We start from the raw sequence: 16,563 nt of genomic DNA on the forward strand, positions 1-16,563 counted from the left end.
ATCCGTCGACCTCCGGCGGCCATCCGGGCGCCACCCGTCTGCTCTGGGCGGCCCAGACGCGCTTCTGATCCCGTCGCGCTCCGGCTCAGCGCACCACGACGCGCGCGGCGGCCTCCGTGACCCCGGGCGTGGCCCGGATCCGGTCGAGCAGGTCCAGCACGTCCGGGGGCTGCAGGAGACGCGCCTCGCCGTCGGCGCCCGGCGCCGCCGCCAGCCACCGCGCGGCGAGCTCCGGCGGCAGGCCGCCCGGCACGCCGAAGCAGGCGAACAGGTTCTCGAAGGGCTCCCCCGCGACGATCTCGTCGAGGCCGTAGCCCCGCGGATAGCGCCGCGAGTCTCCCGGCTTGAGGGCCAGCTGCGAGGCCGGGTTGTCGCGCACCGGCAGGGTGACGAAGGCGGTCTCGTCGGCCGCGACCACCCAGCAGTACAGGTTCTGCGCAACGCGGGACTCGATGCGCATCTCCAGGCGCTGACCGGCCGCGAACGGGGTGGCGGCGGCCGCCACCGAGAGGCGGCCGGCATCCGTGCGCGCGGTGGCGGCGAGGTGGTCCAGGAACGGCCGCGGGACGGGATCGCAGCCGAGCCCCACCGTCGCGATCCGGCGTCGTCCCGTCGGGGCCAGGACAGCGCCGTCGCGCTGGAACTCGACCTCCATCCAGGATTGCCGGTCGTGGTCCGTGCGGAAGCGGCCGCGCGCGGTGACGGTGCCGGCGCAGGCGGTGCCGGGCGGCCGGCGGCGCACGTCGAGGCGCGCGCCGCGGAGCACCCGGTTGGCCGAGCGGGCCTCCGCGTCGAGGGCGATGACGAGGCGGTCCGTGAGGGCGCCGGCGCAGGTGGAATGGCCGCCCTCCGCCACGAATGGGCAGACCTCGACGGCGCCGGCATTCGGTGCGGCCTGCGCGAACGCCTTCACCGCACCGTCCATGACCGCGTCGACGTCGGCGACGCCGGCGCCGACATGGATCGGCACGACCAGAGGGTCGCTCGTCGCCTTGCAGGCTGCGCTCTGCGTCACGGCCTGGAGCCGGACGGAGGCGGTCTCGCCGGCCCGGCGGGGCTCGACCAGGAACACGGCCGCGTCCCCCGCGAAGGCAGACCGGATCTGCGCCTCGGCCTCCGCGCCCGAGAGGCCCGTCGTGCCCTCGCGCAGGGCCTTGATCCGCACGACGTCGGCCGCTGCCGCCAGCCTGACCCGGCCGGTCGCCTGGAGCCGCGTCTCGACGGCGAGGCGCACCTCCTCGGACTGCTCGCGCGACAGGGCCGTCTGGCCGGGCTCGACGCCGACGACCGCGAGCGTCAGGTCCGGCCGGCCGGCACAGGCCGCCACCGCATCGAGGAACGGTGCCAGCGCCTGCGTCGCGGGGTCGGCGCGCGCCGCCGCCGGGGCGAGCAGCAGCGCGGCGAGGAGGAGGCGCCTCATTCGGTCTCGTTCGCCCGGGCGTACTGATCGAGGGCGCGGACGAAGACCGGATTGAACCGCCCGTCCAGGGCACCGGTGTAGTAATCCGCGTCCTTGATGGCGCGCTGCACCGAGCGGATCGTCTCGGGCTTGAGCTTCTGGGCGGCGGTGTCGGTCGCCGAGACGGAGGCGGCGCCGAGTTCCCCGTGCTTCAGCGCGCGCAGGACCATGTCGGCCGAGCGCACGCCGGGGAAATACCGCCCGAAGCCGTTGTCGATCAGCGTCGCCATCGTGGCCATGGCCACCGGGTCGCCCCGGTCCGCCGCCTGCCGGAAGAGGTCGAAGCCCTGCCGCAGGTCCTTCGGGAAGCCGTAGGCGCCCGTCGCGTAGTGCGGCACGAGCTTGCTGATCGACGCGACGTCGCCCCCGGCCACGGCGCGGCGATACAGGGCGACCGCCTGCGCTTCGTCCTTCGGGATGCCGTTGCCGTACTCCAGCATCCGGGCCGCGTTGGCCAGCGCCACCACGTTCCCGCCTTCGCCCGCCTGCCGATAGAGGCGGAACGCCTCGGCCTGCTGGCGCTTCACACCCTGGCCGTTCTCGTAGAGGGCGGCGAGGTTGTTCAGCGCCGAGATGCTCCCGGCCTTGGCGGCGCGGTCGTAGGCGGCGAAGGCCTCCTTGTAGCGGTCGGCCCGGTCGTAGGCGCGGCCGAGCTGGTAGGAGAGCCGGCGCAGGTCCGGATAGGCGGCCGAGGCCCCGCGGCAGGCGTCGATCGCGGCGGCGGGCTCGATCCGGCCGAGCTTCACGCCCGCGACCCCGCTCGGACGGTCGGGATCGTCCGTGCCGGCGGCGAGCTCGTCGCAGCGCTTGACGCGCGGATCGGCGCTCGGGTTCTTGCCGCCGAGATAGCCCTCGGCGAGGCTGCGATAGGCGCAGACCTCGCCGCAGGAATCGAGATAGGCCTGATATTGCCGCTGGGTCCCGAACTTGGCCCAGTTCTCCTGGTCGATCGCCGCCGCGTCCCGGCGCTGCCCGGCCAGGAGCCTGTCCATGGCCTGAGGCCGGTACAGGCAGGTCTCGCCGCAGGCGCCGATATAGGCCTCGAAGCCCTCCCGGGTGCTGAGCGCTTCAGCCCGCCGCCAGGCCGCCTCGTCCCGGATGGCCTCGACCCCCTTCGCGACGGCCGCCACCGGCAGGGAGGCCTTGAGGACGATCGGGGCCTCGTCGATCTCGGGTACCTGCTCGCGGCCCGACGCGCGGCGGGCCGCGTCCTCCACCTCGCGGCGGAGGTAGCGCTTCAGCTCCGTCCACTGCACGAGCCCGTCGCCGTCGCCCTGATGGTCCCGCGCGTCGGCGAGGCCCGACACGCCCATCAGGAACCGGCTGGTCAGCAAGCCGAGCTTGTTCGCCTCGTCCCAGTTGGCCGGTGTCGCGCCCGATGTCGCCACCAGCCGGACGATGCCGCCCTCCGTCTTCGGCCGGGCGGGCGCGAAGCCGGGTGCGGACACCGCCAGCAGGCTCTCGCCCTTGCGGCCGGTCTCGCCGGTGAAGCAAGCATCGACCATCACGACGAGCTGGTGGTCGGCGCCGATCTTGCGCTTCACGAGCTCGAGGTTGCGGTACAGGGTCTCCAGCGCGTACCCGCTCTCGCCCTGGTTCGGGTTGCCGTCCTCGGGCAGCAGAAACGGCTGCTTGGTGGCGAGATCCGGGACGCCGTGGCCGGAATAGTACACGAAGACGTTCGAGCGGCCCTCGCGCACGCTGCGCCAGAGGCGGCCGGATTGCGGGTTCCGCTCGGTGCCGAAGACTTGGTTGAACTCGTTGAGGGTCGCGTCTTTCAGGAGGAAGACGTTGCTCTCGCGGTAGCCCAGGCGCTCGATCAGGTAGGCGCGGATCGCCTCGGCATCGTTGTGCGCGTAGTCGACAGGCACGGTCTGCTTGTAGCTGCGGTTCCCGATAACCACCGCCACGGCGTCGGCATTGTCGGCGAAGGCTGCCGGATCCGGGGCGGCCCTGGCGGGCGCGAGCGGGGCGAGGCAGGTCACCCCGAGCAGGATGAGCGCGGTGCGGGCGGCCCGCCGCAGCGCGAATACCGGGTTGGCTCTCGGCAAGCGCGTCCTCCTGTCCGGGTCGCGGCCCGGTTTCATCGTCCTCGGAGCGGGGCGCGCCCGGTCGGCACGCGCGACAGGGTTATCCGCTGGAGGATCGGGAAACAATCTCACGGTGTGAGCGCGGCCGGTCGAGGCGGCCTCCGCGACGATGCGGATGACATCGGGGGCACAGGTGCCGGCGCGGGGAGCGGGCATCTCAGCCCCAGCCGAGATACGCGACGATCAGGCTGAGGGCGGCGAGGTGGAGCGGCGAGAGGGCGGTCAGCATGGTCTCGCTCCTCACGGCAGGTAGAGACCGCGGCCGCAGCGGCGGGCGCGCCGCGCCTCGAAGTAGCCGGTGTAGCGATTGTAGACCTCGACCGTGCGGTAGACGCAGTAACGGCCGGAGTTGCGGCCGTTGTAGTAGACGCCGCCGTTGTCGAGATCGACGCCGAGGAACTCTTGGTTCCCGTGCTGCGGCGCGGCCTCTTGGGCGAGGGCGGGACCCGCGGCGCAGAGAAGGCTGGCGGCGAGGACGAGGATCTTGGTCTTGGTCATCTCGGGTCTCCCTGGTCGGGCGGTGGATCGTCCGCCTCGACAGGGGCATGGGTCGGCCAGACGCGGTTTCGTGCGGCCGGCGCGGTGTGACGCGAAAAATTTCTTCCGACAGGCGCGGCCGAGATGGCGTCGGTCGTCCGGAAACCGCCCGACGGCGGCGGTGCCCGTCACCATCGACGGCAGGGTCACCCCGAACAGCCTTCACCCTCAGGACCGTCGGCGCGCTCCGATCGAGAGCGACGCGGGCGCTGCGTTCGGTCCAGAACACGCGACGCGACGGCGTCGAATGCTCATCATCCGCCGCAAGCCATCCCAGCTTACTGAACCGGTAACACTATTTCTCACGATTCGTTGACCCGGGATCGGAGAGGGGTCAATACAGCGTCTACTGATCGTTGAGAGCCTACGCGATGGACAGCGAATACTGTTAAGGGCTTCTATTAATCTGAGAGATATTCATGAAATCTCTCGTGGTGGCACCGGCTGCGCGCGTGGCGGACCGGATCGTGCTCCCGACCGCCTGAGGGTGGACTGGCTCTCGCCGCCGAACGCCCGGATCCGGTCCACCACGCCTGCGCAACCGTGCGCGGACTGAAGAGCTGTTCTCGACGCCGGTGCGGATCGCGCGCGGTGTCGACTCGGAAACGACATCTCCCGGGGCCGACATGTGCCAGGTGTTTCAGCATCCTCCGCGCTCAGTTTGCCTGACCGTCCGTCCTCAGGCCCCTCACACCCGATCGGTCTCGGCTCTCCTCGGCGTCGGGATCGCGAGCGCGGCCTTGCTCGGCCCGGCGATGTCGGCGTGGGCCGACGATGGGCCGAGCTACGGCGATGACCGACGCGGCATCTTCCTGCCCTTCCTCAACGCGCCGCGACCCGGCGACGCCATCACGAAGTCCCCGCGCCTCGGCCTGTCGTTCGGCGGCGAGGCTCGTCCGGTGCTCGTTGATACCGGTTCGACCGGCATCGTGGTCTCAGCCGCTCGGATTCCCGACAACGAGAGCCTGCCGAGCGAGCCCGGACGGCTGACCTACTCGAGTTCCGGCCGGATCATGGTCGGACGCTGGGTGCGCGTCCCGGTTTCCATCGTCGGCCGCGATGGAGCGAGCGTGGTCACGCAGCCCATCCGGGTCCTCGCCGTCGACCGGATCGACTGCACCGCGCGCGCTCGCAGCTGCACGCCCGAGGTGACGCCGGCCCACGTGGCGATGATGGGGATCGGTTTCGGCCGCGAGGACGACAGCCAGACGCAGAGCACGCCGGACACCAATCCGCTCCTCAACGCGGAGCCGCCGGGACCCGGTTCGGTGCACCGCGGCTACGTGCTGACCCGACGCGGCGTGCATGTCGGCTTGACGCGCGCCAACACGCGCGGCCGCTACCGCTTCGTGAAGCTCGACCCGCACCCGCACGTGCCGGGCGACTGGCTCGGCGTTCCCGTCTGCATCACCGTCGACGGCCGTGAGCCCGCCGCCTGCGGCCGGGGGCTCCTCGATACCGGTGTCACCGGCATGTTCCTGACGCTGCCGCCGTCCCAGGTCGCCGACAGCCTCCGGGCCGATGCGGGCGATCACGCCGTGCTCCGCCCGGGAACGCGTCTCGGCTTCCAGTTCGGCGACGCGGCCGGCTACGCGATCGATGTCGGCGACCGAGCCGCGCCGCTCGCTCCCGAACGCATCGTCCTCAACACGGTGCGCCCGCAGCCTTTCGTCAACACGGGGCTGCATGTCCTGAACGGCTTCGACGTCCTCTACGACGCCGACCGCGGCTATTACGGCTTCCGGGCCCGCGACGCACAGTCGGCGTCCGACGACCCGTGATCTGCGCATCGGCCGCCGTGTCGTCCGCCCTCTCCCGCACCGAGTCCGCCATGCTGCGCAACGCCTTTCTCACTGCCGTGATCCTCGTCCCGACCGCCGGATACGCGGCGGAGGTCGATTGCGGCGCCTCCGCGAACCAGATGGACGCCAACACCTGCACGGCCCAGGAATTCGACCGGGCCGATGCGGAGCTGAACCGCCGCTACGCGACCCTGCGCAGCAAGCTCGACGAGAACGGCCGACGCAATCTGGTCGCCGCCGAGCGCGCCTGGATCGCCTTCCGCGATTCCGAGTGCAACCTGCGGACCGGCTTCAACACGCTGACGCCCGACGACAACGGAAGCATCGCCCCGATGCTCCTGGGCGCGTGCAAGATCACGCTGACGCGCCAGCGGATCCAGGACCTGGCAGCCCAGATCAAGTGTCCGGGCGGCGACCTGTCGTGCTCGCCCTGACTGCCTCCCGTCTTTCCCAACCACCCGGCTGAGTGAGCTGCCATGATCATCGTCACGACCGAGAACATTCCGAACTACCACGTGCGCGAGGTCCGCGGCCCCTGCTTCGGCGCCGTGGTGCACAGCCGCGGTGCGGTGGGCAATTTCACCGCCGGACTGCGCAGCATCATGGGCGGCGAGATCAGCGAGTACAGCCAGCTGATCGAGCAGGCGCGGTCGCAGGCGATCGACCGCATGGCGCAGAACGCGGCGCAACTCGGCGCCAACGCCGTCGTCATGATGCGTTTCGATACGGCGGACACCGACCAGTCGATGATGGGCGTCGTCGCCTACGGCACCGCCGTGGTCGTCGAGGCACGCTGAGGTCGCGGCCCGGGCCGCGTTCCGCTCCGACCCGCCGTCACCCGCCGCGCGCAGGACCCCTCAGCCGGGTCGATGCGACGCGCGAACCGGATCCCAGAGCCATGATTCACAAGCCCCCACGCCTGCTGCAGGCCTCGGCTTCCGTCCTTGCCGGGCTGCTCGCCTGCCTCGCCGTGCCGACGACCGCCGGAGCCGACCAGCCGTCCGCGAAACTGTGTCTGACCGAGACCTCCACGCCGGGCACGACGGCGTGCATGACCCGCGCCCTGCAGGAGGCGGACGCGAAGCTCAACGCGGCCTACAGGAAGGCGATGTCGGTGATCGATCACGACGACCGCACGCCGGACCCCGACGCCAGGGCACTCTGGAAGACGCGGCTCGAGCGGGCGCAGCGGGCCTGGATCGCCTTCCGGGACGCGGATTGCGGCGACCTGACCGACAGCGAGTGGGCCAACGGGAGCGGCGCGAACGCGGCGCTGCCCGCCTGCCTCTATGACAAGACCGTCCAGAGGACGGACGACCTTCTGAGCCGCTACCCGCTGCATTGAGAAGCGGCGCGGCATCGCAAAGCCCCCGTCGCGGGCCGGTGAACACTTCGGTTCCGCCGGAAGCTCCTCCGGCCCCGATGCAGTCTTCGTCCGCAAGCAAACGGGCGGCCGACCGGCGCCCGATCTCACCCCACTTCGATGGGACCGGGAGGACGCGGCGCCGGCGGCTCGGCCGGCGGGTCCCCGTCGGGCGGTGCGGGCTCCGGCAGCGGATCGTCGATGGGAGGCAGCGGGTCGTCTCCGGGACGCGGCGTATCCGACGACATGGTGCGGTGTCCTGTCCGAATCTTCGGGCGGTCGGGGACGTAACGCGCGTCGGTCCGGTCGGATGCGACCTCGTCAGCCGAAGGTCAGCGCCGACCGTTCCCGGAGCGCCCTACGCAGGGCCCGGCTGAGGTCGGCCACCGAGTAGGGCTTGTGCAGGAGCTCGAAGCCGGCGGTGCCCTCCGACGCCAGCACGTGGCTGTAGCCGGAGGTGAGGACGACGGGCAGGTAGGGACGACGGCGCCTGATCTCCCGGGCCAGATCGACACCGTTCATGCCCGGCATCACCACGTCGGAGAAGACGATCTCGATCTCCTGGCCGTTCGCCTCGATCGTGGCGATAGCCGCCTGTGCGTCCTTCACCCAGACAGCCCTGTAGCCGAGTTCCACGAGGGCTTGCCGGGCGAAGGCGCCGACCTCCTCGTTGTCCTCCACCACGAGGACGGGCGTGCCGTGACCCTCGGCGAGCGGCTCCGGCTCGTCCGGCACGCCCTCCTGGACCTCCGCCTGCTGGGACCGCGGCAGGAACAGCGTGAAGGTGGTCCCGACGCCGACGACGCTGTCGACCGCGACGTCACCGCCCGACTGCTTGGCGAAGCCGAACACCTGGCTGAGGCCGAGGCCGGTGCCGTGGCCGACGCCCTTCGTCGTGAAGAACGGCTCGAAGATGCGTTCGAGGAGGTCCGCTTCGATGCCCGAGCCGGTATCCGAGACCGACACGGCCACGAAATCGCCGGGCACGGCCGGATGCGCCCGCAGCGCCGGGATCCGGTCCGCGCGCCGCACCTTGATCACGAGGCGGCCCTCGCCCTGCATGGCATCGCGGGCGTTCACCACGAGGTTGACGAGGGCCGTGTCGAACTGGCTGGGGTCGGCATCGACGTGGCAGCGCAGCCTGCGGCCGTCCGCGTCCGTGCCGGCATCCGTGTCGGTCGCGACGTGGATGCGCGCGCCGGTCAGCGTGCCGACCATGTCGGCGATGGCGGCCACCGACTGCACCACGTCGAAGATCGACGGTCGGAGTGCCTGCCGGCGCGCGAAGGCCAGCAACTGGCTGGTCAATCTGGCGGCGCGGTCGACCGTGTCGGCGATGGCGTCGACGTAGCGGCCCCGCCGATCCTCGCTGAGGCCCGGTCGCTTCAACAGATCGGTCGACGACTTGATGACGGTCAGCAGGTTGTTGAAGTCGTGCGCCACGCCGCCGGTGAGCTGCCCGACGGCCTCCATCTTCTGCGACTGACGCAGCTGCTCCTCGAGGGCGCGGCGCTCCGTGACGTCGCGCCCTGTCGCGTGGAACCGGTCCCCGCGCGCGATGGCGTTCCAGGCGATCCAGCGATACGCGCCGTCGGCGGTCCGGAACCGGACGTCGAGGTCCGACAGCGTGTGGCCGGTCCGCAGCGTCTCGAACGCGCTGGCCGCGGTCTCGCCGTCGTCCGGATGGATCAGGGTATCGATGCGGATGCCGACCAAGCTGCTGGCCGGCCACCCGAGTAGCTCCGTCCAGGCCGGGTTGACCGCCTGGCAGGTTCCGTCGAGGGCGCAGACCACGAGAAGGTCGCGGCTCGTCCGCCAGACCAAGTCATGCTCGATCTTCCGGTCGCGCGTCCGGGCCTCCCGCCGCTCCTCGTCCGCCTGCCGGACCGCCGGATCCTCGAGAAGGATCGCGACGCGGTTCTGCGTCCCGCTACCGGTCCGCATCGCGCGGACATCGAGGATGGGTCCCGTTCGCGACAGGGCTCCCTTGAACCGGGCGCTGTGCCCGGATCGCGCCACGTCACCGAGGGTGTCGAACCAGCGTCGGGCGTGGTCCGGCTCGAGCGCGCTCATCCAGCGTCCCGCCGCAGCGCCGAGGCCGGACTGATCCTCGAAGGCGGCGTTGGTCTCCACGACGCGGTAATCCGCGGCCCTGCCATCCCCGTCGAAGCGCAGCTCGACGATGCAGAAGCCCACCGCGTCGTCCGCCCGGGCATGCCGCGGCGCGATGGTCCGCTCGACGGCCTGCGCCTCGCGCTGCCGGAAGCGCGTGAGGTCGAGCTGACTGCCGAAGAAGAACAGCAACTCGCCGAGCGGTCCGAAGACGGGGCTGATGTAGAGTTCGTTGACGAAGGTGCTGCCGTCGCGCCGATAGTTCAGCAGCTCGACCACCACGTCGCGCCGCGCGGCGATGGCATCGCGGATGCGGGCGACATCGGCCGGATCCGTCGCGGGCCCCTGGAGGAAGCGGCAATTGCGCCCGATCAGCTCCCCCGCCGAGTAGCCGGAGAGTTCCAGGAAGGCGCGGTTGGCGAAGACGATCGGATTGTCGGGCAGGTTCGGATCGGTGACGATCATCGCCATCCGGGTCTTGTCGGCGGCGGTGAACAGAAGATCGGAGCGGGCGGTGCCGACTCCGGCCAGAGTGGTTGTCGGGGCGGTGACCGGGGCCTGTGACGCGCGCAGGCGCGCGTTCTCCTCAACCAGCGCGCGCTCGCGCCGACTCAGCCGCTCGACCTCCCCCCGAAGATCTTCGATGCTCATGGCCCGGTCTTATCCGGAGCCGCCGCCGCGTCCAACCGCAACCGGCACGCGGATGCGAGAAGGGGGTGTGACCTCTGGTCCCGACAGTGCCGGCGTCGGCCACCGGGCGTTCGGATCCTGCGATGCCGGAAAGGGGCGGGTCCGCCGGTTCCCGATCCGCGATGACCGGCGCTGCCTCCACGGGAATCCGGGGGACAGCGGCGGGCTGCGGGCGGTCGTGCTGCCGGGACCGGTCTCTCGCGTTCCGGCCGGATGCGGCCTCGGGACGCCGCGAACGCGAACGGCCGGAGTTCGACTCCGGCCGCTCGGTCGACGCGGTGCGTATCGCTTACCGCAGGAGCTGGAGGACGCCCTGCTGGGCGGAGTTGGCCAGCGACAGGGCCGAGATGCCCATCGACTGGCGGGTCGACAGCGCCTGCGAGTTGGCCGCCTCCTGGTTCAGGTCGGCGTTGGTCAGGTTGGCCGAGCCCGTCTGCAGCACGTTGATCAGCTGCTTGGAGAAGTCCTGGCGGTTCTGAACCACCGACAGGTTCGAGCCCAGCGTGCTCGCCGCGGAGTTCAGGGCCGCGCCGGCCGTGGTCAGGACCGCCAGGGTCTTGTTGACGTCGGCGTTCAGCAGGAAGTTGCCGAGGCCGTTCTGGCTGGTCGAGCTGTTCGAGTTGGTGATCGACGACAGGCCCAGGCCGCTGGAGGTCGCGTCGACCGAGGCGACGTTCAGGTTCGAGCTGCCGGTGTCGTTGAACTTGATGTTCATGTCATTGCCCTTGCCGGCAATGAGGTTGACGCCGTTGTAGCTGGCGTCGCTGGCGAGCTGCGTGATCTGGTTGAGCAGGTTGTTGTACTGATTGGCCAGCGAGGCGCGCTGCGTCACGCCCGAGATCGACAGGTCGCTGGACACCACGGTGCTGGCGGCGGTGCCGTAGGTCGAGGCGGTGGTGGCCGAGGCGGTGAAGCCGAGCGCCGTCTGGCTGCCCGAGTTCTGGAATTCCACGTCCGCCTGGGCGTTCAGGACGATCTTGGTGCCGGTGCTGTCGACCGAGAAGATCGCGCCGGCGCCGAAGGCGCCGCTCGACGAGGTCGAGGCCGAGCTGACGGCGGCGTTGAGGGCGGCGACCGTGGCGTTGACGCTCGAGGAGGCGGCGACCGTGGCCGAGACCGAGCTGCCGTTGATGGTCAGGAGCACGGTCGAGGAGGCGGTGCTGGCGCTGTAGGCGTTGGCGGCGGTGCCGGTGGTCGAGAGCTGGGTCGAGAGCGCCTGGTTGGCGATCGACTTGGCTTGGTCCACGAGCTTCTGGATCGAGGTGATGCCCTGGTTGGCGGCCTGGATCGACTGGATGCCGTTGGAGATGCCGTCGAGGAGCGAGTTCAGGCTCGAGGAGCGTCCGTCGAGGGCCTGGGAGGTGAAGAAGTTGGTCGGGTTGTCGAGGGCGGAGTTGACGGTCTTGCCGGTCGCGAGCCGGTTCTGGGTGGTCGCCATCAGCTGGGCGGTGTCCTGCAGCGAGAGCAGGTTCTGGCGCGTCGCGGCCGACAGGGTGATGGAGGACATGGATCGCTATCTTTCCAACCGGAGCAACCCGATTCTCGGGGATGACTAAGAATACCGGTTAGGGTTAAGTCCGGATTAAGCGCGCGAGTATTTTCGCCGCGCCGGTAGCGTTACCGGAAAATTTACGGCCCGCGCGCGCAAGCCAGTCCCGGACGGCATCGATCAGGGGCGTCCCGACCAGGAGGTCATCGGAGACTTGAAGCGGCGGGAGTCCATCCCGTCCGGCGCGGGCGGATCAGGCGATCCGGCCGCCGCCTCGCGCCGCGGGACGGATTCTCAGTCCAGCGCGTAGCCGAGCATCCCTTCGGACACGTGACCCTCACAGTCCGGGACTGTCGACACGAAATGATCGCGGCCTCCGGCGATGCAACGGTAGATCGGATGGCTCCCCGGCCTCTGCGCCTCGTAGACGTAGCCGGTCTGCCCGAGCGGTGTCTGGCCCTCGCATCGCGGGTCGCGGCTGAGGAAGTGGTCCTGTCCTGCCGCGCAGCTCATCAGCATCGCGGTCCCCGGCGCCGGGAGCGTCAACACGGTGCCGAGGCTGCGCTCGATCGTGTAGCCCGGCCCGATATAGCCGGTCGTCACCCAGTGGCCGCCGGGCCCGAAGGCGCGCCGCAGGGGAAGGCGGTCGGCGCCCCTCGGCCGCCGCGCCTCGGCGATCCGCCACGTGCCGGGATAGGGATCACCCCCTGAGAAGAAGACCGTGATGTCCGGCAGGAACGGCGTCAGGAACCCCGCCCCGTCGCGCTGGAAGCCGGGACTGTGGTTCAGGTAGAAGCCCGTGACGTCGGAGTTCAGGTAGCCCAGGGGTGTCCACGCCGCCGGCGCCCCGCTCAGCACAGCCTTCAGGGGCATCCTGAACAGCCCCATCTGGTAGGTTTCCCGGTCGGGATTGCGCCCCGGATCCTTGCAGGCCACCTGCTGGCACACGCGGCCCGGCAACCCGGTGATGACGTAGACCTCGCCGGTCTTGGGATCGTAGGCGAAATCCGAGTTCGGGTTGATGGTCGAGCCGTCGGTCGTGGCGTTGGGGACCCGCGCCGGCGCCCCGAAATGCACGCCGTCGGCCGTGTGCCGGACGTAGAGGTCCCCGAAGCCCCGCACCCCCTGCGGCCCGGTGAGATCCGTGGTGAAGACGAACAGGCCGGACCGACCGTCCGAGAAGGTCGCCGGCTGGCCGGTGCCGTAATTACCCTGCGCGACGACCGGGTTGATCGGCTTGATGACCGGTTCCGGGTAGTCGACCCACGTCACCTTGTCGTTCGAGAAGGCGAGGCCGGTCTGGTTGTTGTTTCCGGGCAGGTTGTCGGCGCCCGAATAGTACATCGCGTATGCGTAGGTCTGCCCGTCCGCCGGGTTGACGAAGCGGCCCCGGATCACGCTGGGATCACAGACGTACTGCCGGTTCCAGGAGTTGGGCGTCGGCTGGAACACGATCCGCACCGGCGAGAAGCCGGTCTGCGGCGTGTAAGAGCGATGGAAGATGACGTCTGTCTTGCCCTGACCGCACCACCAGATGTCGGTGGTCCCGTTCTCGGTGATGACGCTCGGCGCGTAGTTGTAGCCGGCCGGATTGGCCTCGTTGACGAACAGCGGTTGCGCCTCCGGCCCCTTCCAGCCGGCCTCGCCCGCGACCGGGACGGCGAGCACCGCCAGGAGCATCCCGACGAGAGCGCCCTTCCGCGCAACGAGAACCGGCAGCATCCTCATTCCCATCGCTCCCACCGGTCCGCTCCTGACTCCGAGATGCCGAGACATTCCGGCGGCGTGCTGACGACCGGAATGTGGCCGTCTGATATCCGGCGGCTCGGACCGGCGGCTCCGATCGTGTCCCGACGCGTCTCCCGCGGACGCGATCACGCGCCCTGCGCGGGCGGGACCGCGCGGCGGCAGACCGGCCGCAGGGCGCGGTCGAGCAGCGATTGCCGCCCGAGGATCATCTCGAAGAAATCGTACTCCCCCGGCCTGAAATTGGCTTTCAGGAACTGGAAGTGCATGTGGAAAGGCTTGAGGCGCAGACGCTTGTAGTCGTCCTCGGGTATCCTGTCCTTGACCCCGGCGGAACGGATGAGCGGGTTGCAGGCCAGGAAGGCGGGTCGTCCGAATCCGAGATCGAAGATCGGATTGAAGCCGTAGCAGTTGAGCCAATCCTGGGGGGCCTGGTAGTCGCACCAGACGATGCGGTCGCTGAAGACGAGGGTCGCGATGTCGTCGCGCAGCGCGCGGGCCTCGTGCTGGAGCGCCACGAAGGGCAGCCCCGAGCCGAGCGTGACGAGCGACAGGCGCGGATGCCCTCGATCGTCGGTCCCGAGGCGCGCGAGGACCTGCGCGGCGACCTCGACCGCCATGGCTGCGCCGAGGGAGTGGCCGACGATCATGACCTCGTCGGGCGCGTCCGCGGGGTTCGCGCGCCAGTGGGCCAGTTCGGCCAGGACACGGTCCCGGAAGGCCGCGACCCGGTCCGCGTAATCCGGCCGCCGACCGGTCGCGTGCTGCCAGAAGAAGATCCGGATGCTCAGGATGTGCCAGAAGAACAGGCGCCCGAGCGCCTTCTTGGCGCCGTACAGGAGCGCGAGCGCCGCGGCCGCGAGAAGCAGCGCCACGCCGACCGTTTCCGTCGGCGCCGCCGGGCTGACGGCAGCGTAGATCGCGGTGCCGACCGCGATCAGGAGCGCCGGGGCCACGAAGGCGACGAAGAACGGGAAAGCGGTCAGCACCGTGTAGGGCCATCCGAACCGGGACGTTTTGAAGACCAATCCCTGTGCGAGCCCCGCCGCGACGCTCCGCGCCAGCAGAGCCAGCTTGCGCGACACGGGACGCGCGAGATCCGCATGGACGATATCGCTCCAGATCAGGGTCTTGCAGCGGACCGCCGCACCGTCGCCGTCGGCGGGCGCGTCGACCGTCCAGCTCCGGGTCAGACCATCCGGATCGGTCCGGATCTCCGAGACCGCGCGCGGCATCGCCCCGAACCGGGTCGCGTGACGGTGAAGCTCCCGCTTGAAGAAGGCGGGGAAGCGGATGCCGCTGCGGGCGTCGAATCCGTGAATGAAAAAGACATGTCGCCGCGCCACCGGTGCCGGATGAAGGTCTCTCAACTTGAAGGGCGTGAACGATAAGTAGCCGCGGACCATGTTATCGATCGAGGACGAGAGCACGAGCGGGATTCGTGGCGGTCGACGGCGCCCGCAGGGGCGGCTCCATTGCACCATCGCGGAGGGCTCCACAACAGCGCACCGGCGAATCTGGTTCCGCCACCGGCCAGCATTCATGACCCGGGCGGCATTCCCGGCACTGTCGCCCGGCAACACCGGCGGCGTTGAAAATCGGATTCGCGCTCGGGGGGACTGGACTTGGGAAAACTGAGCCTCCTACGGTGCGGGGCGCGGGGGCGGTGTTCAAGATTCGTATGGGTTTGTCAGAGGCCGTGAGGGCGCTCCGCAGCGGCGCCCTCCGCCGTCACAAGATCGGCCATATCCAGGCCGTCTTCGACGCTGCGCCGAGCGGCTGCGTCGTGCTCGCCGGCGACTCGCACGCGGCTCACATGCCGCGGCCGGTCGTTTCCCGTCCCGTGCTGAATGCCGGGCTCGCGGGCGCGACGGCCCGCTCGTACCACCGGGCCCTCGACCTGCTGCGTGCGCCCCTGCCGGCCTTCCTGGCGGTCCTGTTCGTCGGGACCAACGACATCCGCTCGCCGTCGGCGCTCGGGCGATCGGCGACGGCCGATTTCTCCGACCACGCGGATCGCATCGTCGACCGCTTCCAGGCCTTCGCCCTCGACACGCTGGTCTCGGCGCTGCCGCCGACGCCGGTCTCGAGGGTTGCCGAGCGCGATCCCGCCGCGGTCGAGGTCTATTCCGATCTCCTCCGCGCCGTCTGCGCACGCCGGGGGGTCTCGTTCTTCGACCCGTTCGCGGCGCTGCGCGGAGCGCGCTTCGGTCTCGCCGAGGACGAGGCCTTCGTGGAAGGGACGCATCTGCGGGATTACGCGGCCGTCGCCGCGCGCGTCGCCGGCCAGATCCGCGACCGGTACGGTCTCGATCATTATCTGGAGAGCCCGCTCCCGGGCTTCGATGAGGCCTATTACAGGAGCTGGTACGCCGACACGTGCCAGTATCCCCACGGTCCGGCGCGACACTACCTCGATCTCGGCTGGCGCGAGGGCCGTGACCCGAGCGGGCATTTCAGCACCGACGGGTATCTCGACGCGAACCCGGATGTTCGCGTGGCCGGCGTCAACCCGCTCGTTCACTTCCTGGAGGTCGGCTTCGTGCAGGGACGGACCGGCTGGCAGAAGGCGTGCACGCATCCCACGCGCTATCGCGGGGTCGACCCGGACACCTGAGGGCAGCGCCGCGGCCCGGCAGCGCGCACGCCATCGTGACCGCCGCCGCCGCGAAGCTGACGCAGGACGGTGTACGCATGTGATCATGCGCCTCCTCCTCCCCGTCCCACTCCTCGTCCTCATCGCCACCGGAGCGTCGGCCGGAGAGCCGCTCCTCGACGGACCCGTCGTCGCCGGCGGCTTCGGGATGGGCGGGTCGGACTATTACGGCGATGTCCACAGCCGGATGCCGTTCACCGGCGAGGCACCGCCGCGGCCGGTCGGGATGGCCGACATCGTGCGCGTCCGGGCAGCCCGCGCGCGCGCCGCGACCGCGTCCCGGCGACAGGCACCGCATCGGCCGGCGCATCGCGGCTGAGTGTCGCCGGCCTCCGCCGATCCGGACCAGCCGGACGAGGAGAGCGCGGTCCGAACGATCGGGCCGTAGCCGCAGGAGGACGGTCGGAGCGGCGGATCAGTGCCGGTAACGTTCGGCCAGGGCCATGAGGGCCTGGGCGAGCTCGGTGAGGTTGGCGGAGGCGGCCTCGACCTGCCGCGTGCCGGCCGCCGTCTGCTGGCTGGCCTGGCGGATGTTCTGCAGCGCCCCCATCACCTGCTCGATGCCCAGCTGCTGCTGGTTGGTCGAGGCCACGATCTGCTGGAACGTCTGCACGTTCTC

The 16,563-nt window shown here is 70.3% G+C and carries 13 protein-coding genes and 1 pseudogene; 6 read left to right on the plus strand and 8 right to left on the minus strand.

The genetic code is table 11. The features are described 5' to 3' along the window. Positions 1–85: 85 nt before the first annotated feature. The 3 genes from ACQKQD_RS25035 to ACQKQD_RS25045 form a co-directional block, all read right to left on the minus strand. The gene (locus ACQKQD_RS25035) at positions 86–1,420 is read right to left on the minus strand and encodes a hypothetical protein (RefSeq protein ID WP_427509864.1); all 1,335 of its coding nucleotides are present in this window, start codon (positions 1,418–1,420) and stop codon (positions 86–88) included. Then, a complete protein-coding gene (locus tag ACQKQD_RS25040; RefSeq protein ID WP_427509865.1) occupies positions 1,417–3,510 on the minus strand; it encodes a caspase family protein in 2,094 nt (697 codons plus the stop codon). Before ACQKQD_RS25040 ends, ACQKQD_RS25035 begins: the two co-directional genes overlap by 4 nt. Before the next feature lie 279 nt (positions 3,511–3,789). Then, complete coding sequence (locus ACQKQD_RS25045; protein WP_020094549.1) at positions 3,790–4,047, minus strand: hypothetical protein; 258 nt, start codon at positions 4,045–4,047, stop codon at positions 3,790–3,792. Positions 4,048–4,826: 779 nt separating this feature from the next. On the opposite strand from ACQKQD_RS25045, the gene ACQKQD_RS25050 reads away from it, so the two are divergent. The 4 genes from ACQKQD_RS25050 (at position 4,827) to ACQKQD_RS25065 (ending at position 7,233) form a co-directional block, all read left to right on the plus strand. After that, positions 4,827–5,867 (plus strand): hypothetical protein, encoded by a 1,041-nt coding sequence (locus ACQKQD_RS25050; protein WP_427509866.1) that lies wholly within the window; start codon positions 4,827–4,829, stop codon positions 5,865–5,867. Between the two features lie 50 nt (positions 5,868–5,917). Then, the gene (locus ACQKQD_RS25055; RefSeq protein ID WP_244540783.1) at positions 5,918–6,322 is read left to right on the plus strand and encodes a lysozyme inhibitor LprI family protein; all 405 of its coding nucleotides are present in this window, start codon (positions 5,918–5,920) and stop codon (positions 6,320–6,322) included. Between the two features lie 42 nt (positions 6,323–6,364). After that, positions 6,365–6,685, plus strand: coding sequence for a YbjQ family protein (locus ACQKQD_RS25060; RefSeq protein ID WP_020094546.1), 321 nt, complete (start codon positions 6,365–6,367; stop codon positions 6,683–6,685). 101 nt (positions 6,686–6,786) lie between these two features. Further along, positions 6,787–7,233, plus strand: coding sequence for a lysozyme inhibitor LprI family protein (locus tag ACQKQD_RS25065; protein ID WP_427509867.1), 447 nt, complete (start codon positions 6,787–6,789; stop codon positions 7,231–7,233). 339 nt (positions 7,234–7,572) lie between these two features. On the opposite strand, the gene ACQKQD_RS25070 is transcribed toward ACQKQD_RS25065, so the two are convergent. The 4 genes from ACQKQD_RS25070 to ACQKQD_RS25085 form a co-directional block, all read right to left on the minus strand. Next, positions 7,573–10,014, minus strand: a complete 2,442-nt coding sequence (locus tag ACQKQD_RS25070; RefSeq protein ID WP_427509868.1) for a PAS domain S-box protein — start codon at positions 10,012–10,014, stop codon at positions 7,573–7,575. 328 nt (positions 10,015–10,342) lie between these two features. Beyond that, entirely contained in the window at positions 10,343–11,560 is a 1,218-nt protein-coding gene (locus tag ACQKQD_RS25075) for a flagellin (RefSeq protein ID WP_042672956.1), read from the minus strand. Positions 11,561–11,836: 276 nt separating this feature from the next. Then, on the minus strand, positions 11,837–13,270 hold the full coding sequence (locus tag ACQKQD_RS25080) for a hypothetical protein (protein WP_427509869.1): 1,434 nt from the start codon (positions 13,268–13,270) through the stop codon (positions 11,837–11,839). Between the two features lie 146 nt (positions 13,271–13,416). Then, on the minus strand, positions 13,417–14,523 hold the full coding sequence (locus ACQKQD_RS25085; RefSeq protein ID WP_427509870.1) for a lipase family protein: 1,107 nt from the start codon (positions 14,521–14,523) through the stop codon (positions 13,417–13,419). Positions 14,524–14,987: 464 nt separating this feature from the next. On the opposite strand from ACQKQD_RS25085, the gene ACQKQD_RS25090 reads away from it, so the two are divergent. Together ACQKQD_RS25090 and ACQKQD_RS25095 are read left to right on the plus strand one after the other, a co-directional pair. Then, positions 14,988–15,905: an SGNH/GDSL hydrolase family protein gene (locus tag ACQKQD_RS25090; RefSeq protein ID WP_427509871.1), complete on the plus strand. Its 918-nt coding sequence runs from the start codon at positions 14,988–14,990 to the stop codon at positions 15,903–15,905. Between the two features lie 85 nt (positions 15,906–15,990). Then, positions 15,991–16,263: a hypothetical protein gene (locus ACQKQD_RS25095; RefSeq protein ID WP_427509872.1), complete on the plus strand. Its 273-nt coding sequence runs from the start codon at positions 15,991–15,993 to the stop codon at positions 16,261–16,263. Positions 16,264–16,359: 96 nt separating this feature from the next. Here ACQKQD_RS25095 and ACQKQD_RS25100 read toward each other — a convergent pair. Continuing rightward, positions 16,360–16,563 (minus strand): annotated as a pseudogene (locus ACQKQD_RS25100) (methyl-accepting chemotaxis protein); the annotation flags it as partial.

The organism is Methylobacterium sp. NPDC080182, from assembly GCF_050281105.1.
Classification (GTDB): domain Bacteria; phylum Pseudomonadota; class Alphaproteobacteria; order Rhizobiales; family Beijerinckiaceae; genus Methylobacterium.

What these genes read in the sequence shown, in the direction of transcription:
- ACQKQD_RS25035 (WP_427509864.1), bottom strand. Translation starts at nt 1,420, where the DNA reads ATGAGGCGCCTCCTCCTCGCCGCGCTGCTGCTCGCCCCGGCGGCGGCG.
- ACQKQD_RS25045 (WP_020094549.1), bottom strand. Translation starts at nt 4,047, where the DNA reads ATGACCAAGACCAAGATCCTCGTCCTCGCCGCCAGCCTTCTCTGCGCC.
- ACQKQD_RS25055 (WP_244540783.1), top strand. Translation starts at nt 5,918, where the DNA reads ATGCTGCGCAACGCCTTTCTCACTGCCGTGATCCTCGTCCCGACCGCC.
- ACQKQD_RS25060 (WP_020094546.1), top strand. Translation starts at nt 6,365, where the DNA reads ATGATCATCGTCACGACCGAGAACATTCCGAACTACCACGTGCGCGAG.
- ACQKQD_RS25065 (WP_427509867.1), top strand. Translation starts at nt 6,787, where the DNA reads ATGATTCACAAGCCCCCACGCCTGCTGCAGGCCTCGGCTTCCGTCCTT.
- ACQKQD_RS25070 (WP_427509868.1), bottom strand. Translation starts at nt 10,014, where the DNA reads ATGAGCATCGAAGATCTTCGGGGGGAGGTCGAGCGGCTGAGTCGGCGC.
- ACQKQD_RS25075 (WP_042672956.1), bottom strand. Translation starts at nt 11,560, where the DNA reads ATGTCCTCCATCACCCTGTCGGCCGCGACGCGCCAGAACCTGCTCTCG.
- ACQKQD_RS25080 (WP_427509869.1), bottom strand. Translation starts at nt 13,270, where the DNA reads ATGAGGATGCTGCCGGTTCTCGTTGCGCGGAAGGGCGCTCTCGTCGGG.
- ACQKQD_RS25085 (WP_427509870.1), bottom strand. Translation starts at nt 14,523, where the DNA reads ATGCCGCGCGCGGTCTCGGAGATCCGGACCGATCCGGATGGTCTGACC.
- ACQKQD_RS25095 (WP_427509872.1), top strand. Translation starts at nt 15,991, where the DNA reads ATGCGCCTCCTCCTCCCCGTCCCACTCCTCGTCCTCATCGCCACCGGA.